The 22540-nt window shown below is 62.1% G+C and carries 23 protein-coding genes and 1 pseudogene; 12 read left to right on the forward strand and 12 right to left on the reverse strand.

Annotation, left to right across the window (positions count from 1 at the left end; genetic code table 11):
- Positions 1–22: 22 nt before the first annotated feature.
- From F3J20_RS08190 to F3J20_RS08200, 3 genes are read right to left on the reverse strand one after another with little or no spacing between them, the layout of a single operon-like run.
- A complete protein-coding gene (locus tag F3J20_RS08190; protein WP_167047095.1) occupies positions 23–808 on the reverse strand; it encodes a fumarylacetoacetate hydrolase family protein in 786 nt (261 codons plus the stop codon).
- The gene (locus F3J20_RS08195; protein WP_167283021.1) at positions 808–1620 is read right to left on the reverse strand and encodes a fumarylacetoacetate hydrolase family protein; all 813 of its coding nucleotides are present in this window, start codon (positions 1618–1620) and stop codon (positions 808–810) included. Before F3J20_RS08195 ends, F3J20_RS08190 begins: the two co-directional genes overlap by 1 nt.
- Positions 1617–1847 carry a tautomerase family protein gene (locus tag F3J20_RS08200; protein WP_167283023.1) on the reverse strand — a complete coding sequence of 77 codons (231 nt, stop codon included), beginning with the start codon at positions 1845–1847 and terminating at the stop codon, positions 1617–1619. Before F3J20_RS08200 ends, F3J20_RS08195 begins: the two co-directional genes overlap by 4 nt.
- A gap of 137 nt (positions 1848–1984) precedes the next feature.
- On the opposite strand from F3J20_RS08200, the gene F3J20_RS08205 reads away from it, so the two are divergent.
- A complete protein-coding gene (locus tag F3J20_RS08205; protein WP_167283025.1) occupies positions 1985–2896 on the forward strand; it encodes a LysR family transcriptional regulator in 912 nt (303 codons plus the stop codon).
- A gap of 33 nt (positions 2897–2929) precedes the next feature.
- Here F3J20_RS08205 and F3J20_RS08210 read toward each other — a convergent pair whose 3' ends face one another.
- The 3 genes and pseudogenes from F3J20_RS08210 to F3J20_RS08215 form a co-directional block, all read right to left on the reverse strand.
- On the reverse strand, positions 2930–3631 hold the full coding sequence (locus tag F3J20_RS08210) for an HD domain-containing protein (protein ID WP_167283027.1): 702 nt from the start codon (positions 3629–3631) through the stop codon (positions 2930–2932).
- A gap of 157 nt (positions 3632–3788) precedes the next feature.
- Positions 3789–3935 (reverse strand): annotated as a pseudogene (locus tag F3J20_RS32035) (AraC family transcriptional regulator); the annotation flags it as partial.
- Between the two features lie 133 nt (positions 3936–4068).
- Positions 4069–4734, reverse strand: coding sequence for a response regulator transcription factor (locus tag F3J20_RS08215; RefSeq protein ID WP_167047110.1), 666 nt, complete (start codon positions 4732–4734; stop codon positions 4069–4071).
- An 81-nt stretch (positions 4735–4815) separates the two neighbouring features.
- Here F3J20_RS08215 and F3J20_RS08220 point away from each other — a divergent pair, with 81 nt between their 5' ends.
- From F3J20_RS08220 to F3J20_RS08230, 3 genes are all read left to right on the forward strand, one after another.
- Positions 4816–6648 carry an ATP-binding protein gene (locus F3J20_RS08220; RefSeq protein ID WP_240162730.1) on the forward strand — a complete coding sequence of 611 codons (1833 nt, stop codon included), beginning with the start codon at positions 4816–4818 and terminating at the stop codon, positions 6646–6648.
- Between the two features lie 242 nt (positions 6649–6890).
- Positions 6891–7127, forward strand: coding sequence for a hypothetical protein (locus F3J20_RS08225; protein ID WP_167283029.1), 237 nt, complete (start codon positions 6891–6893; stop codon positions 7125–7127).
- Between the two features lie 267 nt (positions 7128–7394).
- Positions 7395–8045 carry a LysE family translocator gene (locus F3J20_RS08230; protein ID WP_167047116.1) on the forward strand — a complete coding sequence of 217 codons (651 nt, stop codon included), beginning with the start codon at positions 7395–7397 and terminating at the stop codon, positions 8043–8045.
- Positions 8046–8202: 157 nt separating this feature from the next.
- Here the strand turns inward: F3J20_RS08230 and F3J20_RS08235 are convergent, their stop codons facing one another.
- A complete protein-coding gene (locus tag F3J20_RS08235) occupies positions 8203–8358 on the reverse strand; it encodes a hypothetical protein (protein ID WP_167047119.1) in 156 nt (51 codons plus the stop codon).
- On the opposite strand from F3J20_RS08235, the gene F3J20_RS08240 reads away from it, so the two are divergent.
- Complete coding sequence (locus tag F3J20_RS08240) at positions 8352–9077, forward strand: hypothetical protein (RefSeq protein WP_167047122.1); 726 nt, start codon at positions 8352–8354, stop codon at positions 9075–9077. The two genes, F3J20_RS08235 and F3J20_RS08240, sit on opposite strands and share 7 nt — an antisense overlap.
- Positions 9078–9130: 53 nt before the next feature.
- Here the strand turns inward: F3J20_RS08240 and F3J20_RS08245 are convergent, their stop codons facing one another.
- A complete protein-coding gene (locus F3J20_RS08245; RefSeq protein ID WP_167047125.1) occupies positions 9131–9952 on the reverse strand; it encodes an IclR family transcriptional regulator in 822 nt (273 codons plus the stop codon).
- Positions 9953–10132: 180 nt separating this feature from the next.
- On the opposite strand from F3J20_RS08245, the gene F3J20_RS08250 reads away from it, so the two are divergent.
- From F3J20_RS08250 to F3J20_RS08265, 4 genes are all read left to right on the forward strand, one after another.
- Positions 10133–11116, forward strand: coding sequence for a hydroxymethylglutaryl-CoA lyase (locus tag F3J20_RS08250; protein ID WP_167047128.1), 984 nt, complete (start codon positions 10133–10135; stop codon positions 11114–11116).
- Positions 11113–12387, forward strand: coding sequence for a CaiB/BaiF CoA-transferase family protein (locus F3J20_RS08255; protein ID WP_167047131.1), 1275 nt, complete (start codon positions 11113–11115; stop codon positions 12385–12387). The genes F3J20_RS08250 and F3J20_RS08255 overlap by 4 nt, the downstream gene beginning before the upstream one ends.
- Positions 12388–12471: 84 nt before the next feature.
- Positions 12472–13779 carry an MFS transporter gene (locus F3J20_RS08260; protein ID WP_167047134.1) on the forward strand — a complete coding sequence of 436 codons (1308 nt, stop codon included), beginning with the start codon at positions 12472–12474 and terminating at the stop codon, positions 13777–13779.
- A gap of 2 nt (positions 13780–13781) precedes the next feature.
- Positions 13782–14912, forward strand: coding sequence for an amidohydrolase family protein (locus F3J20_RS08265; protein WP_167283031.1), 1131 nt, complete (start codon positions 13782–13784; stop codon positions 14910–14912).
- Between the two features lie 55 nt (positions 14913–14967).
- Here F3J20_RS08265 and F3J20_RS08270 read toward each other — a convergent pair whose 3' ends face one another.
- Both F3J20_RS08270 and ribA read right to left on the reverse strand, forming a co-directional pair.
- Positions 14968–16422 (reverse strand): DUF2252 domain-containing protein, encoded by a 1455-nt coding sequence (locus F3J20_RS08270; RefSeq protein WP_167283033.1) that lies wholly within the window; start codon positions 16420–16422, stop codon positions 14968–14970.
- 629 nt (positions 16423–17051) lie between these two features.
- Positions 17052–17702, reverse strand: a complete 651-nt coding sequence (gene ribA, locus F3J20_RS08275) for a GTP cyclohydrolase II (protein WP_167283076.1) — start codon at positions 17700–17702, stop codon at positions 17052–17054.
- A 360-nt stretch (positions 17703–18062) separates the two neighbouring features.
- Here ribA and F3J20_RS08280 point away from each other — a divergent pair, with 360 nt between their 5' ends.
- Positions 18063–18506, forward strand: coding sequence for a CBS domain-containing protein (locus F3J20_RS08280; RefSeq protein ID WP_167283035.1), 444 nt, complete (start codon positions 18063–18065; stop codon positions 18504–18506).
- 406 nt (positions 18507–18912) lie between these two features.
- Here the strand turns inward: F3J20_RS08280 and F3J20_RS08285 are convergent, their stop codons facing one another.
- Both F3J20_RS08285 and F3J20_RS08290 read right to left on the reverse strand, forming a co-directional pair.
- Entirely contained in the window at positions 18913–19260 is a 348-nt protein-coding gene (locus F3J20_RS08285) for a DUF4148 domain-containing protein (RefSeq protein ID WP_167283037.1), read from the reverse strand.
- Positions 19261–19564: 304 nt separating this feature from the next.
- Entirely contained in the window at positions 19565–20194 is a 630-nt protein-coding gene (locus F3J20_RS08290; protein ID WP_167049176.1) for a DNA-3-methyladenine glycosylase, read from the reverse strand.
- Positions 20195–20562: 368 nt separating this feature from the next.
- Between F3J20_RS08290 and F3J20_RS08295 the strand changes: the two genes are divergently transcribed.
- Both F3J20_RS08295 and F3J20_RS08300 read left to right on the forward strand, forming a co-directional pair.
- The gene (locus F3J20_RS08295) at positions 20563–20934 is read left to right on the forward strand and encodes a BON domain-containing protein (protein WP_167049174.1); all 372 of its coding nucleotides are present in this window, start codon (positions 20563–20565) and stop codon (positions 20932–20934) included.
- A 463-nt stretch (positions 20935–21397) separates the two neighbouring features.
- Positions 21398–22480: an ionic transporter y4hA gene (locus F3J20_RS08300; RefSeq protein ID WP_167049171.1), complete on the forward strand. Its 1083-nt coding sequence runs from the start codon at positions 21398–21400 to the stop codon at positions 22478–22480.
- Positions 22481–22540: the final 60 nt, after the last annotated feature.

The following is a 22540-nucleotide window of genomic DNA, read 5'->3' on the forward strand; positions in this document are numbered from 1 at the left end:
TCGCCCTCCATAACGCTTCGCCCTACTGACCGATCAATCGCTGCCTGTCCGTGTGGAAACCGGCACGGCCGATCCGTTCCATCTCCACGCCAATGTACTGCCCGGGTTTGAGCCATTCGGCCGAAGTCGCACCGCCCGCCATCACGACGTCGCCCGCCTCCAATGGCTCACCCGCCGCCGCGGAAAGGCGCGCTGCCGCCACCAGCGAACGTAGCGGATGGCCGAGCAGCGCGGCCGTAGAACCGACTTGAACGGTTCGTCCGTCAATGCTCATCACGAGCCCGAGATTCGAGAAGTCTGCGCGTGGATCGCTCCACGGCCCGATGACGAAACCGCTGGACGACGCGTTGTCTGCGATAACCTCGCTCAAGCTGAAGCGGAAGTCGCGGTAACGCGAATCGATGATCTCCAGTGCGGGAGCGATCGCCTCGACAGCAGCCAGCGCAGCAGGGCCCGTCTCGTTGCCGTGAAGACCCCGCTTCAAAACAAAGGCCAGCTCGGGTTCGACCCGCGGATGCACATAGCGCGACAGGTCGATTGCCGAACCTTCTTCAACCTGCATCGCGGACGTCAGACGCCCCCAGATAACATCGGAAAGACCCATCTGCGCCATCTTGGCGCGACTGGTAAAGCCCATTTTTACGCCGACTCGTCGCTCGCCTCGCACGAGACGTCGCTCGATCGACGTGCGCTGGATCGCGTACGCGTCCTCAAGCGACAACGCTCCCTGAGGATCGAATTGCGATATCGCGTGCGCGTGACGAGCTGCGTCGTCGAGTTGTGCGGCAATGGATTGGATCTGGCTCATCAGGATGGCTCTTTCGAATGGGATTCAAAAACAGCGCTGACGGAACCGAGACCATGAATATGAGCTTCAAATCGGTCTCCGGGCTCGACCGATACCATCGGACCCAGCGCGCCCGACAACACCACGCTGCCGGCGCGCAGCGGCGTGCCTCGCTCGATCACGGTGCGCGCCAGCCATGTGACCGCGTTGAGCGGATGGCCAAGGCAAGCAGCCCCCGCCCCGACCGAGACGGGTTCGCCGCGACGCTCGAGCAGCATGCCGCACAGCCGGAGATCGAAGGCATCCAGCTTCACGGGGCGGCCCCCCAATACGAACGCCGACGACGATGCGTTGTCCGCTACGGTGTCGACGATGCCGATATTCCAGTTCGCAATGCGACTGCCTACGATCTCGATCGCGGGCAGCGCATAGTCGACGGCGGCCACGACATCCGCGAACGTTGCATGCCCCGCGTCGCCCACGTGGATATCGCGGCCCAGCACGAACGCGATCTCAGCCTCGACCTTCGGCTGTGTGAGCAAGCCAACGGGAACCGGTTCGCCGTGTCCGAAGCTCATGTCGTCAAACAGGACGCCAAAATCCGGTTGATCGACGCCGAGCTGTCGTTGAACTGCCACGGACGTCAGGCCGATCTTGGCGCCGACGATGCGCCGCCCCTCATCGATCCGCCACTGGACGTTCTCGCTCTGGACCGCATAAGCGTCGTCGATGGTCATGTCAGGGTACGTTTCGCGCAACGGCGCCAGAAACGCATGCGTGTGGGCCGCGGCGCGCAGAGCCGACGCCGCATCCTTGATCTGCCCGGCGTTCATCTCACCGCTCCAGCCGGAGACGCGTTCACATCACTCGCCGCGACCAGCTCGTCTTTGGTTTGAGCGCCTACGGCCCAGTGAGCGGACGGCACCTGAGTGGCATAGACGCGGATACTGTCGAGCGGTGCGCCGATACTCTCGTGAACGGCAATCGCAACGGCCTTGACACAGGCCTTGACGGCGTCGTCACTGCGACCGGCAACGAGGGAAATGTGCACGATAGGCATAGAGAATCCATCCTGATTGAGCGGCGAGCACGAACGGCACCGCGATGTACGTCATCTTGCCGAGGCCGCCCGGATACAGTCCAATACCGTTTTTTGCCGTTACGATACGGTTTCGGTATGAAGGAGACCCGTGGTCCATGGAACTGAAACAGATGCGTTACTTCCTGGCTGTGGCTGAAGAACAGCACTTCGGGCGTGCCGCGCAACGCCTGCATATGGCCCAGCCGCCGTTGACCCGGCATATCAGGGCTCTGGAAGACGAATTGGGCGCGGCGCTATTCGTTCGCACCCCCAAGGGAGCGGAACTGACGGAAGCGGGCAGAACATTGCTCGCAGAAGTACCCAATATCCTGACGCTCACGCGGCGCGCCACGGAACATACCCAACTGGCAGGCCAAGGCATGTTGGGCAGGCTCGATGTCGGCATCTTTACGTCAGGGGTACTACATGCGATACCTCAGCTGCTGGCAAGATTTCATACAGATCGGCCGGGCGTGAAAATCGGCTTGCACAACCTGTCGAAGGCCGGCCAAATCGAGGCGTTACGCGAGCGCCGCATCAGCGTCGGATTTAATCGCTACGTGCCCGCTGAAGACGACATTGTCGTAGAGATGGTGCTGAAGGAACAATTTATCGTCGCCCTGCACGAGCAGCATCCACTCGCTCGCAAGAACACCCTATCGCTCGGTGATCTGGACAACCAGCCCATGATTCTCTATCCCAATGCGGCGCTTCGCGGTCTCGCGCAGGAAGTCACCGACGCATTTGCCGAAGAACGCATCGCGCTCGTCGTGGAGCAGGAAGTCGAGGATGTCATTACCGCGATGAGTCTTGCCGCGAGCCGTTTCGGCGTCTGTATTACAACGGCCTCTGCGGCAAATCTCAAACTACCGGGCCTCGCTTATCGGCCATTGCGTTCGCGACGTCTTCGCCATATCGAACTGAACTGCCTGTACCGGAAAGGCGATACGGCGCCCGCGCTGACGGCGTTTCTGGAAGTCGTGCGGGCGTTTCGCCGGCAGTCGGCGCGAATGAGGTCTGCTCCCTGACGGCGATCGGCACTTTCCCGACTGCTGCCGCTATTACACCGTTGCAGAAGCAGCGCCGCCGCAAGCGCAGTGCGTGTCGTGCACGTGCCCGTTCGAATCGTCCCACGCCGACGTCAAAATGATCTTGCAAAAGTTCAGTCGCCTGTACGTGGGGTCGCGAAGATCGAGCACATCGGCCTTGACGTTACCGAATGTCGTCTCGGGTTTCTTCTTCGTGCCATGAGCAAACGCATCGATGATGCCGTTCTTGAAGTCCTTTTCGCGCGGATGAGCCGCCACCACCTGCACCCGCTGCTCCTCGCTGAACTCGCCGTACGCAAGCCCAAGTACGTCCATCTCGACACCCGCCGTCACCAGCGAGACAACCGGCTTCAGGTGTTCCGGCACGCCGGGCGTCGTATGCAATGCGATCGACAGCCATACCTGCTCGATGTCGTACTCGCTCACGTTGTACTGCCTGAGGAAATCCCGTGCCGCATTCGCCCCATCGACTTCGAAGCGGTCCGCCTTGCTGCTATAGGCATCGACCAGACCGATGTCATGAAACATCGCGCCGATATAGAGCAATTCCGCATCGTATTTGAACTGCTTTCTCTCTCCGGTAAGGGCACCAAAAAGAAACACGCGCCGCGAATGGTTATAGAGCAGGTCCGATTCGGTGTCGCGAACAAATTCGGTCGCCGCGCGTGCCATCGCGCTGTCGGGAATCCGGATTCCGGCAATGGTAGTGGCCATAGGATGACTCCTTTTGAGGTAGGTAACATGACTCGCGGATACGAGCCCGCTTTATCGGGTTCAAGTATTGCGATATCGCACTGCTCCCTCAATAGTCGAATGCAAGGCATTTCTGCCAGGCGACCGTCGTTTCCTGCCATCGCATGTGGCGTGCCGATCAGGCATCGATTCGAGCCATGTACACCAGGCGTTTCCGATACTCAGCCGGCATTATCCCGACATGCCTCGCAAAGGATTGTCTCAGCGTGTCGACATGGGAGAATCTGCATTGGGCGGTGACCCGTTCGGGCGTGTCGTGCCCGTCAGCGTATTTCGATCCTGCAGCGGGATATCGAGGTATCCCGCGAGCCGGATCACCCTCTCCCGGCTCAGCTGAGCCTTGCCGGTCTCCAGACACGACAGGTGGCGCCGGCGGCACGAGACCATGCCCCCGGAGGTCAAGTCGTGCCGCAATCGGTCCGAACGGACGGGACAACCTCCGGCACCGCGGAGGCCAAACCGTCACGGATCGCATAGGCCGTCAGTTCGGCCACGTTGTGCAACGCCAGCTTCGACATCAGGTTCTGCCGATGTTTTCTCACGGTGAGTACGCTCAACGTCAGCTTTCTCGCGATGTCCTGGCTGGAGTATCCGTTTGCGATCAGGACGAGAATCTCCTTCTCGCGAGATGTCATCGATTGCCCAGCGCCGTGGTCAGTGCTTTCCAGCGCGTGGGCGAGTACCTTGCTCACGTAGCGGGTGCCGGAGAAGACGAGGGAAATGGCCTGCAGCAGTTCGCTGCTGTCCTCGTGTTTGAGCACGTATCCGTCCACCCCGGCAGCCAGCGCGGATCGCACCGCGGACGCATTCTGGTTGCCCGTAACGACCAGGATTCCGGTTCCCGGCGATTCGGTCTTGATTTGCTGGGCCAGATCGAGGCCGCGGCAACCGGGTAAATCCAGATCGAGCAGCAACAAATCCGCTCGCGTCTCGCGTACGAGTCGACTCACGGCCGCCCCGTCTCCCGTTTCGCCCACAACGCGCCAGTTGGGTTGGGTCATCAACAGCAATTTCATCCCGTCGCGGATCATGGCGTGATCTTCAGCCAGTACGATATTTTTCATTTTTCTTTCGCTGTTTTTCGAGCCGACTGACAGCCCGCGTTCTTACGACAATGCCGGACGAGTGTCCGATACACTGCCCCTATGGCCGACGGTATTTTACGAAAAGCCCGATTCCACACAAGTTCAGATAAAAACATCTTCAAGATGGCGAGAAGAAAGATACCTCAAGAACATAGTGCCGACGTGCGACTGGAACTGATCAATACGTTGTATCGCCAGTCGCCGCCGATTCTCTTCGGCAATCTCGCGGTGGTCAGCCTGACGATCTTCCTGCTGTGGCACGAGGTTCCTCGGCACGATCTGCTTGCCTGGGCTGCCGCGATCTACGTGTTGACGAGCATTCGTTTCGTGATGATATGGCGAGATCGCCGGACCGCCAGGCACCCGGTAGAAACAGCGAACAGCCGCGCGATGCGCTACACCTTCTTCGCCGCCCTGTCCGGCTGTCTGTGGGGTTCCATGGGCGTTCTGTTCTTCGCCCCGGACAACACCATCGTGACAGTACTGACCTGCATCGTGCTGGCAGGCATGACCGGCGGTTCGGTTGCCTCACTGTCCTCCTGGTGGCCGACCTACGTCACGTTTGCACTGCTGACTGTCCTGCCGTTTGCCATTCGCTCGTTTGCGTACGGCAACGCGCTGTTCTCGGTGCTGGGATTCCTTTCGCTGTTTCTGCTGGGGGTGAATCTCGCCTTCAGCCGAACGCTGCAGCACACCGTGCGGGACACCGTCTGCTTGCGCTTCGAAAATATCGGCCTGATCCGGCAGTTGACCGAGGAAAAGGAGCGGGCCGAATTCGCCAATCGAAGCAAATCGCAATTCCTCGCTGCCGCCAGCCATGACCTGCGCCAGCCGACCCATGCGCTGGGTCTCTACATCGCGACGCTGCGCGCGATGGCCGAGGCTCCGGCCGTCGAGCGCGAAGCGCTCAACGACATTGCCGAACGGCTTCGGACCGCGCTGAAAGGCATGTCTCAATTGCTGAACGTATTGCTGGATATTTCGCGGCTCGACGCCGGCGTCGTCGAAGTCGAACCGCGCCGCTTCGAGTTGCAGCATGAACTGGACGCGCTGGAGAACCAGTTTTTGCAGGCGGCGACGGCCAAAGGCCTGACGCTCAGAATCAGGCCGACCTCGATCTGGCTGGAAACGGATGCCGTCCTGCTGCTCAACATGCTCTCGAACCTGTTGTCCAATGCCGTGCGCTACACCCGCCGCGGAGGCATTCTGGTTGCCAGCCGGCATCGCGGCGACCATGTGGAGATCCAGGTATTCGACACCGGCATCGGCATCGAGCCCGATCAGCTATCGAACATCTTCCGCGAGTTCTATCAGGTCGATAATGCGGCACGCGACCGGGAACAAGGGCTGGGCCTCGGCCTCGCCATCGTGCAGCGTACGGCGGCACTGCTGGGAGCCCGTGTCCATGTTCGTTCCGTGCCGGGGCGCGGCTCGCGATTCTCCGTGCGGCTGCGGTCGATGCCGCATGCCATGACGCCCGGCGCCAGGGGAGAGGGACGGCTCGGCCTGCCGGCCCGGGAGCGCCGGCAGAAGACGATTCTGGTCGTCGACGACGACCGCGATGTGCTGTCCAGCATGGAGAGCCTGCTGCGGGCGTGGGGACACACGGCGATCACCGCACAATCGCTGGAACACGCGGTCGCGGCGGCAAAGTCGCATCGCGACGCGCTGGAAATGCTCGTGACCGACTTCAGGTTGACGAGGCACGTCAGCGGCACCGATATTATCCATGCCGTATTCGATTCCATCGATCGCACAATACCGGCAATCATCATTACCGGGGATACCTCGACAGACGGCATCAATGCCACGTCGTCGAGCGGCTTTCGCGTCATGCACAAACCGCTCGATCCGCAGGAACTCCGTGCGTTGATCGACGCGCCGCCCGGCTGAGCGCGTCTCGCCATCTCACCATCCCGCGGCCTCATGCGAGGCGCTGCGCTGCGCCACGCCGACAACTTTGCCGGGTAAATACTGCATATGCAGTATTTACTCGGAACCCGCCCGTCCGGTACCGTTCTACCCATTGAGAAACAGAACAAGCGCGAGGGACCTCGGGGAAAACGGGAAGACCGAAAACAACACGGCAAACGGCCCATTGAAGGCCGGGCAGTTTCGTATGGATCGGGGAAATAATGAATTGCCAGCAGATCGAACAGGACATTCGACATCTCGAACATGTCATTTTTCGACTGTCGGTTTTGGACTCTATTCCGCTTTCGCTTTCATATTGGCGTAATCGTGTCGAGGCGATGCAAACCGTAGAACTCATCCCCGCACAGACCTTACGGGTGAAGCGGATCCGCGCGGCGATAGGCGAAATCGACGAACGTATCGGCACCGCCAGCTCCGAACTGTGTAGCAACGGGTAAGCGCACGACACGATCCTCAGCGAATCGAACCACGATATTCCGCCGACGTCGGGCACGGGGCCTCCCAAGTCATTGCCGATTACCCGACAGGGCGCACCTCGCCCGTCGTAGTCAGTAGCCAGAAAAGAACACCGAGGAAAGGCATTGACGTTGTCGTGTCCTGTCGGCAACGGATCGACACGTATGTTCGCCTGTCAACCCAACCGCATGCATGCCGAATGGCATGACACGTCCTGCCCGGCACGTGAGCTGCCAAAGGAAACGAAATTGACGACTTTCTTCGCCATGCTCGGCGTTTTCGCGCTCAATGTCCTGACGCCCGGCGCCTCTTTCGTCCTGACAGTTAGCAATGCCATGAATCATGGTCAGCGTTCGGGCTTGTTCATCGCACTGGGTTTGGCGACGGCCGACACCCTGTTTGCGGTAGCAGCTACCGCCGGCCTCGCGACCCTTTTAGGCCAGAGCATTTTCCTTGTGAAAGGCATCAGTCTGCTCGGCGGACTCTGGTTTATCCAGGGCGGATTGCGGTTCATGCTGAGCAACCGGACACCGTCTCCCTCGTCCGATGCACAAAGGCGTGCAGTCGCCTTGAGCGCCTCGCATGCCTACCGGATCGGCCTCACTGCCGGCATGCTCAATGCACAGGCCATCATCTTTTTTTCGTCCCTGTTTCTCACGGCTCTTTCCGTCAAACCGCCGCTCTCCGTGGCGGTGGCTCTGGTCGTTGGCGTGGCCTGCGTCAGCGTGTTGACCCGCTGCAATATCGTACTGGTTGCCACGGTCAAGTCAGTGGCGAATTTCTACGCGAAACAGCGTCGGCGCGTCGAGTTCCTTTCCGGCAGTACCTTGACTGCCTTCGGGTTGAAACTGGCGGTTCCAGCCGCAACGGCGCTTGCTGCCCGGTTGCTCGTCGCCTGAGAACGACTCACCGGGTGGGTCCGCTGCCGAAGCATGAAACGTCGGCATGCTGCTGTATCGCCGGGCCGGCCTGCTGTGCCGCTTTGGCGGCGACCCTTCGCTATCTGCGCAATCGCTTCGCGAAGCGATCCCATACCGGCACGCTGGCTGATTATGATCAGATCACGCCATGGCGCATGAGGGGCAACTGACCTGCGATCCAACCTGCTTTGCTGCATCGCCATTTCGCCGTTTCTTTCAACGGCCCTGTTTCCCACGCTATTTGCCGATAACCGATCGCATACGCCGCAACCCTGAGAATCGCCCATGCCATCGATCAATCGTTCCACCTCTGCGTCGCCGCCTCTCAATCCCACTGAGCACGCACGCGGTACCCAGCCAGCCGAATCTCGCCGCCTCCAGCAACCGCGATCGCCGACCCACCCCAGTGCCGTTGGGGATCTGGCAGCCCTGTCCAATCTAAGTTCAGAGCGAAAGCGGAGCCCGCCACCACCGCTCAATATCCGCGAATACCTTGTGATTCGTCATGAACGAACAAAGAACCTCGTCATTGGCTGCGGCACGACTCCGCAGCAAGTCACAATGGGCACGATGCAGGGCACAACATGCACAAACCGGAGCGACCATCACAACGACTTCACCGTGGATATCAGCCCTGACGCGGGTGCCAACCTGACCCTCGACTTTGCCGACTATAAAAACAGCGAGCTATACGAACATGGCAAGGGTCGATTCGACACCGTGGCTTTCGAGTACCTCAATCGCGGCCCCCGCGATCGATTCAGCCAGACCGAGATCGACGGCTGGATTGAAGGCGCGGACACGCTGCTGAACAAGTCAGGGAAAGTCATCTTTTACAACGGTGACGGAAGTTACCGGGCACAGGCTCGCGCTGCTCTGGAAGCACGCGGCTATAAAGTGACGGAAATCACCCATCCCCCGACTTCAAAGTATCCGTACGGGCAGGTCTATTGCGAAGGTGTGAAAGACACCTCGATGCTTTCGAACTTGATAGGCTGGCTCAGGGCATAACAGTCCTGCAACGATAGCCCCCGCCACACAGCCCATCGGCAGTTCAACCGCAGCTAACCACCGGCATCCGCATCTCGTCGTCTCATGCCGTCGACAGCGTCCTCATGAGCAAACCTGGCGATGCTCGCATCGTATCTCGCCCCCCTGCCGCCGAGAGCCGTTGTCGCTCGCTTCGCACTGTCGAGCAAAGCCACCAACGCAACGTTCATGACGGCTGGGACATCGAATCGGCCTTTAGGTCCGGATAACGTCAGCGCCCCCACCAGTTGCCCCGTCGAATCGAACACCGGCACCGAGGCCGAGGCCGTTTCAGGATCGCGTTCGCCGTACGAGACGGCCCAAAGCCGTTCGCGCACCTCATCCCAGCGCGGGTCCAATAATTCGGTGAACGCGAGCAGCACCTTGCCGGAGGCACCCCTGTCGATCGCAAACTCCTCGCCGACGCGTATCGCGACCCGGACACTTCTCGACGGCTCCACCCGGTAGAGCACCAGCCGCTGGTCGCCCTGCCGCACGTAAAAAGAGGCCGTCTCGCCCTGCTCCCGACTCAACTGCTGAAGTATCGGCTCGACCACCGGACCGACCTGAAATGACCGCTGATACAGCGTGGCGAGACGCAACGGCTGATGGCCGATCGCGTACTGCCCGTCATTCAGCTTCCGGATGAATCCGCCATGCTCCAAAGCCCCGAGCAGCCGCAAAACCGTGCTCTTGTACAAGCCGGTTCGGCGCGAAAGTTCGGTGAGCGTCAGGCGGTCATCGGTCGGTCCAAAGGCGTTGAGAATCGCGAATGCGCGATCCAGGACCGCAACGCCACTCGACGTTTCCGACGCATCGGCCGACGGCTCCGTCGGCGCAAGCGCATTGTTAGACATGTGTTCTCCTCCTTGATCGTCACCCCGACTTTACAGTTCTACTCAACAGAACTCAAGTTCTATTATTTTAGAAATTCTGGGGTTTACCCCTCTTAACCGGCCTCCTATGCACGCCTATAGTTCTTTCAAACAGAACATAGGTCTATCCAATAGAACTTAGTAAGAACTTAGGAGCCAGTGATGAGTACGTCCAACCCCAAGGTGTTGATCAGCGAAGTCGGGCCGCGCGATGGCCTGCAAAGCATCAAAAGCGTCATGCCGACAGCGGCCAAGCTGCGCTGGATCTCCGCGCTGGCCGCCGGCGGACTCAAGGAGATCGAGGTGGGCTCGTTCGTGCCGCCGAAGCTGCTGCCGCAAATGGCCGACATCCGCGAGGTCGTGGCGCATGCGCTGTCGATTCCGGGCTTGCACGTCGCGGTCCTCGCGCCGAATCTGCGCGGCGCCCAGAGCGCCTTCGAAGCCGGCGTGCACAAGGTGACGCTGCCCGTCTCGGTGACCAACGAGCATTCGATGGCCAATATCCGCAAGACGACGGCGCAGATGATCGAAGAGGTCCGCAGCATCGTTGCATTGCGTAACGAGCGGTTTCCCGGCGTGCAGATCGAAGCGGGGGTGTCGGTCGCATTCGGCTGCACGATCGCCGGCACGGTCACCGACGACGAGACGATGCGCATGTGCGCCGCGATGGCCGAATGCGGCGTGGACGAGATCGGCCTGTCCGACACCAGCGGCTACGCCAACCCGGCGCAGGTTCGCCGTCTGTTCCGCCGGCTGCAATCCGAATTCGGCGGCAAGGCGGGCGGCGCGCACTTCCACAACACACGCGGCCAGGGACTGGCCAATGTGGTTGCCGCGCTCGATGTCGGCGTGACGACGATCGATTCGAGTCAGGCCGGCCTTGGCGGCTGCCCGTATGCACCGGGCGCCACCGGCAACATCGTCACGGAAGACCTGGCGTTCCTGCTGGAGGCCATGGGCTACGACACGGGCGTCGACATCGACCAACTCGTCGCCGCGCGCGCGATTCTGGCCGAAGCGTTGCCGGGAGAAGCGTTGTACGGGCACGTGCAGGACGCCGGGCTGCCAAAAGGTTTTACCTATTCAGACGGGCGCGTACCGAGCGCGCCGCAACCGGAAGGCTGCCTGCTGGGAGTGGCGCAATGAGCGAGGTGCAAGCGAATCAGGCGCTGCCGTATAGCGGCGTACGCGTCGTCGAGATGACGCATATGGTGATGGGACCGACGTGCGGCATGGTACTCGCCGACCTGGGCGCGGAAGTCATCAAGGTCGAACCGATAGCGGGCGACAGTACGCGCGTACTGCGCGGCTCCGGAGCCGGTTTCTTCGGTACCTTCAACCGGAACAAGAAGAGCATCGCCGTCGACGTGAAAGATGCACGCGGGCTCGAAATTCTGCACAAGCTGCTTGGCGGTGCTGACGTGTTCAGCGAGAACTTCAAAAGCGGCACGATGGACAAGCTCGGCCTCGGCTATGCCGCGCTTTCGCGGCTCAATCCGCGTCTCGTCTACGTATCGCACAAGGGATTCCTGCCCGGTCCGTACGATCACCGTACCGCGCTCGACGAGGTCGTGCAGATGATGGGCGGCCTCGCCTACATGACAGGACCGGAAGACCGTCCGTTGCGGGCCGGCACGAGCGTCAACGACATCATGGGCGGCATGTTCGGCGCGATCGGCGCGATGGCGGCGCTCGCTCAACGCGAGCGCACCGGGCTGGGCCAGGAAGTTCAAAGCGCACTATTCGAGAACAACGTGTTTCTCGTCGCACAGCACATGATGCAGTTCGCCGTGACCGGAAAAGCCGCCGCGCCGATGCCGAGCCGCATCTCCGCATGGGGCATCTACGACGTGTTTTCGGTCAGGGACGGCGAACAGATCTTTCTCGCGGTCGTGTCCGACACGCAATGGGCGATCTTCTGCGACGCGTTCGGCCTCGCGGACCTGAAGGCGGACGCGCGCATCGCGACCAACAATCAACGGGTGCAGGCGCGCGACTGGTTGATGCCGCAGCTTCGCAAGCATATGGAAGCCTTCACCGCGGCCGAGATCAGCGCGATCTTCGAACGCAACGGGTTGCCGTATGCGCCGATTACGAAGCCTCAGGATCTGTTCGACGACCCTCACCTGCTCGCCACGGGCGGGCTCGCCGACGTGACGTTGCCGGCCGACGCCAGCGGTGCCGGCCAGGCCGTCGCCACGAAAACCGCGCTGCTGCCTTTGACGCTCGGCGGGGACCGGTTGCAACTGCGTGCCGCGCCGCCTTCACTCGGTCAGGACACGCGGGCGCTTCTCATGCAGCTCGGCTACACGCCGGAAGATCTCAGACAGTTGACCGAAGCGGGCGTCGTCAGGTGTCAGGACCCGCAGCCCGGCGATACGACGAGGCCATCGGCGAACGAAGCCGCCAGCGCCTGATACCCGAACAGCACACGGAGAATCACGGTGCCGCGCGTAAGCGGCATGGCTCGACTCGGCCAGTGATTCGACAGGAGACGATAGATGACATCCCTTTCCTCGACTATAGCGGCCGACAGCCTTGCCGATTCCGCGCTCGAGCAGCAGGCCGTGAAAAAGGCCGCGTGGCGCTTTATCCCGCTTCTCGCGCTCGCCTATTTCTTCAATTACCTGGATCGCACCAGCGTGGGCTTCGCCGCGCTGACCATGAACCACGACCTCGGCCTGAGCGCCACGCAGTTCGGCTGGGGTGCCGGCATCATGTTCGCGGGCTACTGTATCTTCGAAGTGCCAAGCAATCTCGCGCTGTATCGCTTCGGCGCGCGGCGCTGGCTGGCGCGCATCATGATTACGTGGGGCTTTTTTGCGGCGGCCACGGCGCTTGCGGTGGGGCCGAAGAGCTTTTACGCAGTCCGGCTCCTGCTGGGTATCGGCGAAGCCGGCTTTTTCCCCGGCGTTATCTTCTTTCTGGCCATCTGGTTTCCCGCGAGTTATCGCACGCGTGTGCTCGCGTGGTTCACCGTCTCCACGCCGCTTTCATCGTTCGTCGGTGCGCCTCTCTCCGCCTGGCTGCTCAATATGGACGGCTTCCTCGGGCTCGCTGGCTGGAGATGGATGTTCATTGCGCAAGGACTGCCCGCATGCCTACTCGGCTTCCTCGTGCTGAAGATGCTCGTGAACAGGCCGGCCGATGCCGCGTGGCTGTCGCCGGAAGAACGGCAGGCGCTGCAGAGCGCCTTCGACCGCGAGGGCTCGGCCAGCCAGAAGAAGAAGGATTTCTCCGCCGCGTTGAAGGATGTGCGCACGTACATTCTCGCGATGATCTCGTTCGGCTTCACGATGGGCTCCTACGGCATCGGCATCTGGCTGCCGCAGATGCTCAAGGCGCACGGCATGAGCGTGACGCAGACCGGCTGGGTTTCGGCGATACCGTACTTCTTTGCCACCATTGCGCTGCTCTGGTGGGCGAGGCGCGTCGACCGCCGCGGCGGCCCCGTCGCGAATCTGGCGGTGGGTCTTCTGATCGGGGCCGTGGCGCTCGGCGTATCGACCCACTTCCATCACCTGGTGCCCGCCATGACGGGTATCACGCTGGCGCTCATCGGTACGATCGCGGGCCGCACGATTTTCTATACGTTGCCAGCCAGGTTCCTTTCGGGGCAGGCGGCCGCCGGCGGCCTTGCGCTGATCAATTCGATCGGCGCGCTGGGCGGGTTTGCGGGACCGTATCTCGTGGGTTATCTCAAGGACAGCTTCGGCACGTTCACGGCCGGCATGATCGGTCTGTCGATCGTGCTGTTCGTCACGACCTTGCTGACCCTCTCGCTGTATGCCTTCAGCACGGAAAAGTGAAGATGACCCAGCTTCGTTCGCCACGACGGCGCCGGCTCCTCGGGATGGCGGCCGCATCGATCATGATCCCCGCCGTCACCGCGCGGCACGGATTCGCAAAAGAGGAAACGCACGGCATGAACACGACCAGCAACTACCTTCCCGTTCGCGCGGCATGGCTCGCCTCGGGCACCGAAGCCGCGCTCGAACCGGACCTGCCGATCATCGACGCGCATCATCACTTCTACGAGCGGCCGGGATGGACGTACCTGCTCGACGACTATCTCGAGGACGCGAGATCGGGCCACAACATCACCGCGTCGGTGTACATGCAGGCACTCACGCGTTATCGGCAATCGGGCCCGGAACCGTTGCGCCCGGTTGGAGAAATCGAATACGTGGCTCAGGTCACCTCTCCGTTGCAGAAGAGCAAGCCGCAGGTCGCAAAAGGTATCGTGGGCTATGCGGACCTGCGCCGCGGCGCGGCGGTGCGCGAGGTTCTCGAAGCGGAGCGTCAGGCCGGCGACGGCCGCTTGCGGGGCGTGCGGCACCTCGCGACGTGGGATGCGGACGCGACGCTCGTGAATCCGTTGTCGGCCTCGCCGCGCGGACTGCTGCTCGATCCGGCCTATCGTGCGGGCGTGGCGCAACTCGGGGCACTGGGTCTTTCCTGCGATGCGTGGCTCTTCTTTCCTCAGTTACCCGAACTATTCGATCTGGCCAAGGCTTATCCCGACATTCCGTTCATCATCAACCATTGCGGCGGTGTCGTGAGAATCGCCAGCTACGCGGACAAACACAAGGAAGTGTTCGAAACATGGTCGCGTTCGATGCACGAGCTGGCGCAGTTGCCCAACGTGTATGTGAAGCTCGGTGGCCTCGGCATGCGCATCAACGGGTTTGACTTCGAGAAAGGCGAGCGGCCGCCTTCGTCGAGTCAACTCGCCGAAACGTGGAAACCGTGGATGCATACGTGCATCGAGGCTTTCGGCGTGGACCGGTGCATGTTCGAAAGCAATTTCCCCGTCGATAAAGGCTCGTATCCTTATAGCAACGGCTGGAATGCATTTAAACGCCTGACCGCGCAGGCGAGTGCGCAGGATCGGGAAGCCCTGTTCCGGGGCACGGTGTCGAAGGTCTACCGTCTCGCGTAATCTTCTGCGCTGTCGTTGGCCGATGGAGCAAACGACAGCGCCGGGGATGACCCGTTCATTCCCGAATGACCTGAATGCGTCCCGCCTTGACGGCCGATTTCAAAACCGTCCAGTCAGCTTCATTCTGGTCCGCGTAAGCGAGCGCGAATTGCACGATCGCTTCGTCGAATGCATCCGACTTGCCGACATATCCGCTGAGCAACGCAGGGTCCCCCGCTTTCGCCATCGAATGCGCCAGCGCGTGAGCGCAGGACACCGCATACTCGCCGAGATCTTCGACATCGAAAGTCGTAAAGTCGAATGCGCCCTTCATGTCGCGCAATTGCCGCACGTAGAAGTCGTTGCCTGTGTGACGCATCTTCGACCAGCCAAGAAAAATGTCGCTGGCCGACTGCAGCAGGCGCTGCCCGTTCACCACGCGCTGACCGTGATTGGGATAACGGCTCGGCGGCAGATAGCCCTCCAGCACGGAAGCCCGCGCTTCCTTGAGTTGCAGGAACAGCGGGCATTGTCCGTCGGCCATGAATAGCGCTTCGTAGCAACGCGTTCCCACGGACCCGATGCCAACCACTCGAATCGCGACATCCACCAGTTCATAGCGATCGAACAGCGTGCGCCGGTCGTCGGGAAGCGTCAGCCGGTAGTCGGCGAAGAAGCGCCGCACCATCGCGTCGTACTGCTTGTTCTCGTGCGGGCTTTCAAACGGCACGTGATACACGAGCGGCGGCTGATCCTTGATGCGCAGCTTGCCGTTCACGAGCTCGGTTGCATGATTCACCACGGAACGCGATGACTGCTGCTTCGCCTTGTCGATAACGGCCTGCTCTTTCTGCCGCTCCTGCGCCGAATCGGCAATGGCCAGCATGTTGTCCGAGTTGAACTGGGCATACCAGATATCGAGCGTGTCCATCCGGCTGAATTCGGCGATCTGCTGCCGGAAGGTCTCGCATAGCCGGCGCACCACACCGCGCTGGTCACGCTGCGCGAAACCGCGTTCGCGTGCGGCAATCACGAATGAGGTGGCCAGCCGGCGCACGTCCCAGTCGAACGGACCCGGCAGCGTTTCGTCGAAGTCGTTGGGGCCGAAGAGAATGCGCCGCTCCGGGCTGGCAAACAAGCCGAAGTTGGCGAGATGCGCGTCGCCGCCCAATTGCACGATCACATCCGAATGCGGCAGCTTCGACAGATCGTGCGCCATCAACGGCGCGGCACCGCGATAGAACGCGAACGGATTCGCGACCATCCGCCCGTAGCGGATCGGTATCAGCTCGGTCACGCGGCCGGCGTTGGACGCGTCGAGCAGCGCGATGGGATCGCGATCCGTCACCTTGCATTCCGCAAGCTTCTCGCGCGGCACCTTGCTGCGCGCCGCCTTGCCCGCCTCGACGCGCCTGGCGGATGCGCCGCGCCCCGCAAACAGCATGGACGGATCTTCCTGTGTCGCGAGTGTGCCTGGGTCGGCGGCAGGCGTGGCCGCTTTGGTGCGCTTTGCGTCGGTTGAATCGGGCATGCGTCACTCCTCGTTCTGTTAGAGACGGAGGCGGATGTTCGCCATTGCGCTTAGCTTCATTCCGGCCTGGCGCCCGGCGGGGACGAAGGCATCTTTATTCTGCCCGCAGGTCTATGCCGGGTTTGACGCCTGGCTCCAGGATCGAAGGCCTCCCTGATTCCTGCCTGCCACGGCATTATTCCATACTGTTAGGAAGTCAATTCTGCTGTTAGTCTCCCGAACCATCCTGGAGACGGCGTTTCCGCTCAATGCGGTCACGCAGATGCCGTCAGCGATACTGACAGGCCATATTCATTTTCAAAGTGGTGGATTGAGCCTTGCCGATCGTTCGAAGATCGAATGGCGGCTGTCGGTGACGACGCATATGTACTGGAGTTCCGACAACCGTTACACCCGAAGCCGGGCCGAGACAGAAGCATACCAATGCGGACAAAGCCCGTACTCCTCTGCTCCTATGTAAATAGCCGTGACGGTTGAGCGACGCTGGCCCTGGCGATCGACTGCCATACGCGCAAACTGCCTGGCTGGCAGATCACCCTTCCGGGTGGATGGTGTCGTGGCGATGCGTGAAAGGTTGTCGCTCCCCGGCGCAGGTAAATCAAAACGGGCCATCGCTGTGCAACCCTAAACTACTCGTTCTCCTCGAAGTAATGCCCAAACTTAACCTGCTTCGTACGAATATAACGCTCGTTCTCCTCGCGCATCGGAATCGCCAGCGCAACACGCTCGCACACCGGAATGCCATGCTTCGACAGCGTGTGGAACTTCTCCGGATTGTTGCTCATGAGCCGCACCGACGTGACCTTGAGCGTGCGCAGAATGCCCGCGGCCGAATCGTATTCGCGTGAATCGTCGGGCAGGCCGAGATCGAGGTTGGCTTCGACCGTATCGCGTCCCTGCTCCTGCAGCGCATACGCGCGAATCTTGTTCGACAGGCCGATGCCGCGCCCTTCATGTCCGCGCAGATAGAGCAGCACGCCGCAGCCTTCAGCCGCGATATAGCGCAGCGCGAGGTCGAGTTGCTCGCCGCAGTCGCAGCGATAGGAGCCGAGCACGTCGCCGGTGAGACATTCCGAATGCAGGCGCGTCAACACGGACGACTTGTTGGCGACATCGCCCATCACGAGCGCGAGATGTTCGGCGCCGCTGTCGACCACGCGAAACACATAGGAAGTGAACGTGCCGTAGCGCGTGGGAAGCGTGGCGGTGGCGTCGAGAACGACGCATTCGCTGGTGATGACGCCGTCCGCTGCGGGCGATGGATCGTGAGACGTGAGCATGGCGTTAAACAGTGGTGCTGACATGAACCCGAACGAGCCGGGGATAAGGTGTGGACTGCGAGTTTACCGCTAATCCGCATGACATACGCGGATGCCCCTTCGCAACCGCGGGACGCGACCCGAAGCGGCATCGCGCGGCGGCACGGCGGCGCGCCCGCAGAAGAGGCAGCGAGACCGCCAGCGGGACGCGCACGCCTGCATCCGCGCACGCGCTTGCCACGCCGGTCCGCCGTGCATCGTGTGACCCGCCACACGTATTCCCGGTGTACCGCCGCGGTGCGTCGGGCCTATACTGGAATGGCCTGTCCCTCACGACGGCGCGCCAGTTCGGCGTGCTGCATTGCGAAACGGAGCCGCTCCATGACAAGCGTTGCACAACTTCTTAAAACGAAACCGAACAACACCGGCGTCTATACGATCGGCGCCGACGATTCTGTCTACGAGGCGGTCCGGCTGATGGCCGAAAAGGGCATCGGCGCGCTGGTGGTGACAGACGGCGACAGCATCGCCGGCATCGTCACGGAGCGCGACTATGCGCGCAAGGTGGTGCTGATGGATCGCTCGTCGAAGGAGACGCCGGTGCGCGACATCATGAGCAAGGCGGTGCGCTTCGTGCGCCCCAGCCAGACGACCGAGGAATGCATGGCGCTGATGACCGAGCGGCGCATGCGCCATCTGCCGGTGATCGAGAACGAACGCCTCATCGGCATGGTGTCGATCGGCGACCTCGTGAAGAACATCATCGCGGAACAGCAGTTCACGATTCAGCAACTCGAGTTCTATATTCACGGCGAACGGCCTTGAGGTCATAACGAAGTCAGGCACCGAAGCGAACCTCGGCGCGAACGCAAAAAAAGCCCAAACCTCGAAAAGCCTGGGCCAAGCTACCTTGCGGCAGCGGAGGTTCCTTCAAACAGGAACACAACGCACGAACGGCACGCCGGGTAGCTCGTACGTGCGTTGCGCTGGACTGGAACACTTCGTGGTCGAGACTGTGTGCGCCGCGCGGGTCGCGATGCGCACGCGTCGTGCTGTCCGCTCGACGGAGCGCCGGCTTTGGGCCGGGTCTACGGCAACGACCAGGCTTGAGGCGCAGCGCTCAAAAACGAGTCGCACACACTCCGGCAGGGATCATTCGCGAGGACACAGGCCATGTTCGCCGGCCCCGTGCGCGCACCGCCGCCACGCATCCAATCCATGAGTTGCCCAATCAGTTACCGAAATAGATGCCGTGCGGGCCACCCGTCGTCTGAAGCGCGGCGCCCGACTGCGACGAACCGCTCGCCGGCGCGCCATAGCCGCTCGTATCGGCGACCGGCTGGGTCTGCGTCTGCGCGAGAGCCGGGTTTTGCGCTTGCACGCGCTGTTCGGCGGCTTGCACGTCTTGGGGATAGTTCGAGTCGTTCGACGTCACCGGGTTATAGCCCGCGTGTTCCAGCTGGATCAGTTCGCTGCGCACTTGCGCGCGGGTGACGGGCTGGTCGCCCGATTGAGCGAACGAAACGACCGGTGCGGCGAGAAAGGCTGCAATGGCAACTGCCTTGAAGAGCGATTTCATGATGACCTACCTCCAATCTGGTTTTGTCTGCCTCGCCTCGCCACGCTGTCGTGGAAGCGATTGACTTCAGTCTAGTCATCACGCTTTCGAGGGAAAACCCTTAATTTCGAGATAGATAATTGTTTTCGTCGCAACAATGATTTCGAATTGACTGGAACCTGTGCGAGAACATGAGCCGCGTAGCAATAATGACTGGAAACCGGGTGTTTGCGTCTGATGTTTCCGCAATACGTCTGATCTGAGGAAGTTTTGCCGGCGCGCGCCGCCTGATCGGCCGGAACCGGTGCCCGCGCGTCCGGCAATTTCATGCACCCGAATGCGGGATCAACAGCAACTTGCGCGGACCGCTAACGAACGCGCTGCCCGGTTCGAAAAACCGCAGCGGCCGATGCATCTCGCGCGACAGTCCGATGCGCGTCGTCACGCCGATCGGCGCGTCGCCGCTCTCCATCACACCGATCCACAACCCTCGCCCCGTGCAGAGATCGCGGCCGTCGAACGCCTGGCCGATGCCGAGCGCCGTCGTCAGCCGGCCGGGTCCGCGCGCGAGATCGCGCAGCGGCACGCCGGGGCGGCGCGCTTCCATCAGCGGGAGTCCTTCGAGCGGCTCGATCGCGCGCAGCAAGATGCCAGCGCCAACCTCCTCGGCCTCGGCGGACATGTTGAGCATGTAGGAGACACCATAGGTCAGCCGCACATACGCATGGCCGCGCGCGAGAAACATCGAACCGTTGTACGGACGGCGGCCGATAAACGCATGACTCGTCGAATCGCCGAGCGGGTACGCCTCGGTCTCGACGATGCGGCCGCTCATACGCCCCTCGGGCAGGTCGTGCACGAGATATTTGCCGACCATGAAGCGCGCGAGTTCGACCGTGTCGACGGGCAGATCGTCGCGGCGCAGCGGCCGGATCGGAAGAGGCGCGGTTCGCATGGATGCCGTCGTCCTGAAACGTGTCGCGAGGAGCTTGCAGCATGGGGGAAAACCGCCCGCAGGTCCAACGCCCCGCCGCCATGGCGGCGCGCCGCCCGGCCGATCCGTTGTGTCAAAGCCTCATTTTCTCGGCCCATCGGGGCCGCACGAGGTCAACATGGCACTAATTGTTGTATTGTGTGCCTTCGGGCTGGCATCCAGCCTGTTCGGGCCCGTGCGCCGCGCGGGCTGCCCAGCCCGGCCATCCGGCTCAAAGCATTTGCGCGGTGGCCGTACCCGTTCCATCCGGATCGAATCCCGCTGTACCCATTGGTGTGACCGGTGTCCCCATTCGGGAACGATGTACCTACGACAACAGGAGAACTCGCATGAAAGCATTTCCGGCAATGAAGGTGATCGGCGGCGCGCTGGTCGTTCTGGCCTCCCTCAATGCATACGCGCAAAACAACGACGCAGCGGCCTCGGCGGCAGCACCCGCGGCAGCGGCGGCCTCGGCGCCGACCGCCAAGCAGACTCGCCAGGCTAACCGCGCGATGCAGCGCAAGATCCGTGCAGCGCTCGCGCACACCAAGGGCCTGACGGTCAGCAACATCACCGTGCGCGCACGCGGTGGCGACATCACGCTGGCCGGCTCGGTGCCCGAGGCAGCGCAGGTCGATCTCGCGACGACGGCCGCGAAGAGCGTGGCAGGCGTGACGTCGGTGCGCAACGCGCTGACGATCCGCGCAATCGGCCAGTAAGAGAAGTCGCCGTAGAGGTAGACAAACACGCCGGCGCCGATGTCCGAACCGCATCGACGCCGGCCTGCTGTTTGTCGCGGGCCCGGCACGCCGTTCGCGGCAGCCTTGCCGGCTAAGGTTAATATCCGCCCCGCCTGTTCCAGCCGTTTTCGAGTCCAGCGGTGCGCTTCGACGGTGCGTCCGCCATCCTGTTTGCAACGCCCGGCGCATGCTGTAACGCACGAGCAGTCCTTCCACGGCACAATGATTTCCCACTGGGCGGCACCCTGCGTCCATGGCTGCGCCGCGTCCGCTCCATTGCGCGCTCAGCCGTGCGACCATGCTCGGCCCAGGCAGCACGATCCCTTATAATTTAATGGCTTGAAGCGCTTTATTAAGATATTGCTTCAGCTTTGCCGAGCACAGTGAAAATCCGGCGATGCCGCTTCGCCCCGTCATCCACCCGCGTCAAAAGGAAGCCCGAATGACCTCACCCACGACCGTTTTACCGCGCTGGACCGTTGTCGTGCCATTCGTCGGCTGGATCGTGCTCGGCGCCGCCTATGCGCTTCCCGGCAATGCGCTGCTGCTCTCGCTGGTCGGCGTGGCGCTGTGCGCGGCGGTGTTCGCCGCCGTGCACCATGCGGAAGTGGTCGCGCATCGCGTCGGCGAGCCGTTCGGCACGCTCGTGCTCGCCGTTGCCGTCACCGTGATCGAAGTCGCGCTGATCGTCTCGGTCATGCTCACGTCCGGTCCCGAAAAAGCAGGACTTGCGCGCGACACCGTGTTCGCGGCCGTGATGATCGTCTGCAACGGGATCGTCGGACTGTGTCTGCTGGTGGGCGGCATTCGCCATCTCGAACAGGACTTCCAGAGCCGCGGCGCGGCGGCCGCGCTCGCGGTGCTCGCGTCGCTGTCGGTGCTGACGCTCGTCATGCCGAACTTCACGACCACGAGCGCGGGTCCGGTCCTGTCGCCGTCGCAACTGGCGTTCGCGGGCGCTTCGTCGCTCGTGCTGTATGGCGTGTTCGTGTTCGTGCAGACCGTGCGCCATCGCGATTACTTCCTCGCCGGCGTGCCCGACGAAGACGTTCACGCCGAGCCGCCGAGCGCGCGCCTCGCGGCGATCAGCGGCGCGCTGCTGGTCGTGAGCCTCGTCGCCGTGGTGCTGCTCGCGAAGGTGTTGTCGCCGGTCGTCGAATCCGCGGTGCTCAACGCGGGCGCGCCGCCGGCCGTGGTCGGGATCGTGATCGCAGCGCTGGTGCTGTTGCCCGAAGGGCTTGCGGCGCTGCGCGCGGCGCGCGGCGATCGTCTGCAGACCAGTCTGAACCTCGCGCTCGGCTCGGCGCTCGCGAGCATCGGCCTGACCATTCCGACCGTGGCCGGCGTGTTCCTGTACATCGGCCAGCCTATCGTGCTCGGCATCAACGGCAAGGAAATGGTGCTGCTCGCGCTCACGCTCGTGGTCGGCACGCTGACGCTCAGCACCGGACGCACGACGATCCTGCAAGGCGCCGTGCATTTGTCGCTGTTCGCTGCGTATCTGTTTCTGTCGTTCGCGCCTTGATCGGTGCGGGGTGCGCCGTGGCGTGCGCTGCGGGGTGCACCGTGCGGTGCATCAGGCACG

Source organism: Paraburkholderia sp. Cy-641, from assembly GCF_011752945.1.
GTDB lineage: Bacteria > Pseudomonadota > Gammaproteobacteria > Burkholderiales > Burkholderiaceae > Paraburkholderia.

What these genes read in the sequence shown, in the direction of transcription:
- F3J20_RS08290 (WP_167049176.1), bottom strand. Translation starts at nt 20,194, where the DNA reads ATGCGAACCGCGCCTCTTCCGATCCGGCCGCTGCGCCGCGACGATCTG.
- F3J20_RS08260 (WP_167047134.1), top strand. Translation starts at nt 12,472, where the DNA reads ATGACATCCCTTTCCTCGACTATAGCGGCCGACAGCCTTGCCGATTCC.
- F3J20_RS08190 (WP_167047095.1), bottom strand. Translation starts at nt 808, where the DNA reads ATGAGCCAGATCCAATCCATTGCCGCACAACTCGACGACGCAGCTCGT.
- F3J20_RS08225 (WP_167283029.1), top strand. Translation starts at nt 6,891, where the DNA reads ATGAATTGCCAGCAGATCGAACAGGACATTCGACATCTCGAACATGTC.
- F3J20_RS08240 (WP_167047122.1), top strand. Translation starts at nt 8,352, where the DNA reads ATGCCATCGATCAATCGTTCCACCTCTGCGTCGCCGCCTCTCAATCCC.
- F3J20_RS08195 (WP_167283021.1), bottom strand. Translation starts at nt 1,620, where the DNA reads ATGAACGCCGGGCAGATCAAGGATGCGGCGTCGGCTCTGCGCGCCGCG.
- F3J20_RS08285 (WP_167283037.1), bottom strand. Translation starts at nt 19,260, where the DNA reads ATGAAATCGCTCTTCAAGGCAGTTGCCATTGCAGCCTTTCTCGCCGCA.
- F3J20_RS08250 (WP_167047128.1), top strand. Translation starts at nt 10,133, where the DNA reads ATGAGTACGTCCAACCCCAAGGTGTTGATCAGCGAAGTCGGGCCGCGC.
- F3J20_RS08220 (WP_240162730.1), top strand. Translation starts at nt 4,816, where the DNA reads ATGGCCGACGGTATTTTACGAAAAGCCCGATTCCACACAAGTTCAGAT.
- F3J20_RS08265 (WP_167283031.1), top strand. Translation starts at nt 13,782, where the DNA reads ATGACCCAGCTTCGTTCGCCACGACGGCGCCGGCTCCTCGGGATGGCG.
- F3J20_RS08245 (WP_167047125.1), bottom strand. Translation starts at nt 9,952, where the DNA reads ATGTCTAACAATGCGCTTGCGCCGACGGAGCCGTCGGCCGATGCGTCG.
- F3J20_RS08205 (WP_167283025.1), top strand. Translation starts at nt 1,985, where the DNA reads ATGGAACTGAAACAGATGCGTTACTTCCTGGCTGTGGCTGAAGAACAG.
- F3J20_RS08210 (WP_167283027.1), bottom strand. Translation starts at nt 3,631, where the DNA reads ATGGCCACTACCATTGCCGGAATCCGGATTCCCGACAGCGCGATGGCA.
- F3J20_RS08255 (WP_167047131.1), top strand. Translation starts at nt 11,113, where the DNA reads ATGAGCGAGGTGCAAGCGAATCAGGCGCTGCCGTATAGCGGCGTACGC.
- F3J20_RS08270 (WP_167283033.1), bottom strand. Translation starts at nt 16,422, where the DNA reads ATGCCCGATTCAACCGACGCAAAGCGCACCAAAGCGGCCACGCCTGCC.
- F3J20_RS08235 (WP_167047119.1), bottom strand. Translation starts at nt 8,358, where the DNA reads ATGGCATGGGCGATTCTCAGGGTTGCGGCGTATGCGATCGGTTATCGG.
- F3J20_RS08200 (WP_167283023.1), bottom strand. Translation starts at nt 1,847, where the DNA reads ATGCCTATCGTGCACATTTCCCTCGTTGCCGGTCGCAGTGACGACGCC.
- F3J20_RS08215 (WP_167047110.1), bottom strand. Translation starts at nt 4,734, where the DNA reads ATGAAAAATATCGTACTGGCTGAAGATCACGCCATGATCCGCGACGGG.
- ribA (WP_167283076.1), bottom strand. Translation starts at nt 17,702, where the DNA reads ATGCTCACGTCTCACGATCCATCGCCCGCAGCGGACGGCGTCATCACC.
- F3J20_RS08295 (WP_167049174.1), top strand. Translation starts at nt 20,563, where the DNA reads ATGAAAGCATTTCCGGCAATGAAGGTGATCGGCGGCGCGCTGGTCGTT.
- F3J20_RS08280 (WP_167283035.1), top strand. Translation starts at nt 18,063, where the DNA reads ATGACAAGCGTTGCACAACTTCTTAAAACGAAACCGAACAACACCGGC.
- F3J20_RS08300 (WP_167049171.1), top strand. Translation starts at nt 21,398, where the DNA reads ATGACCTCACCCACGACCGTTTTACCGCGCTGGACCGTTGTCGTGCCA.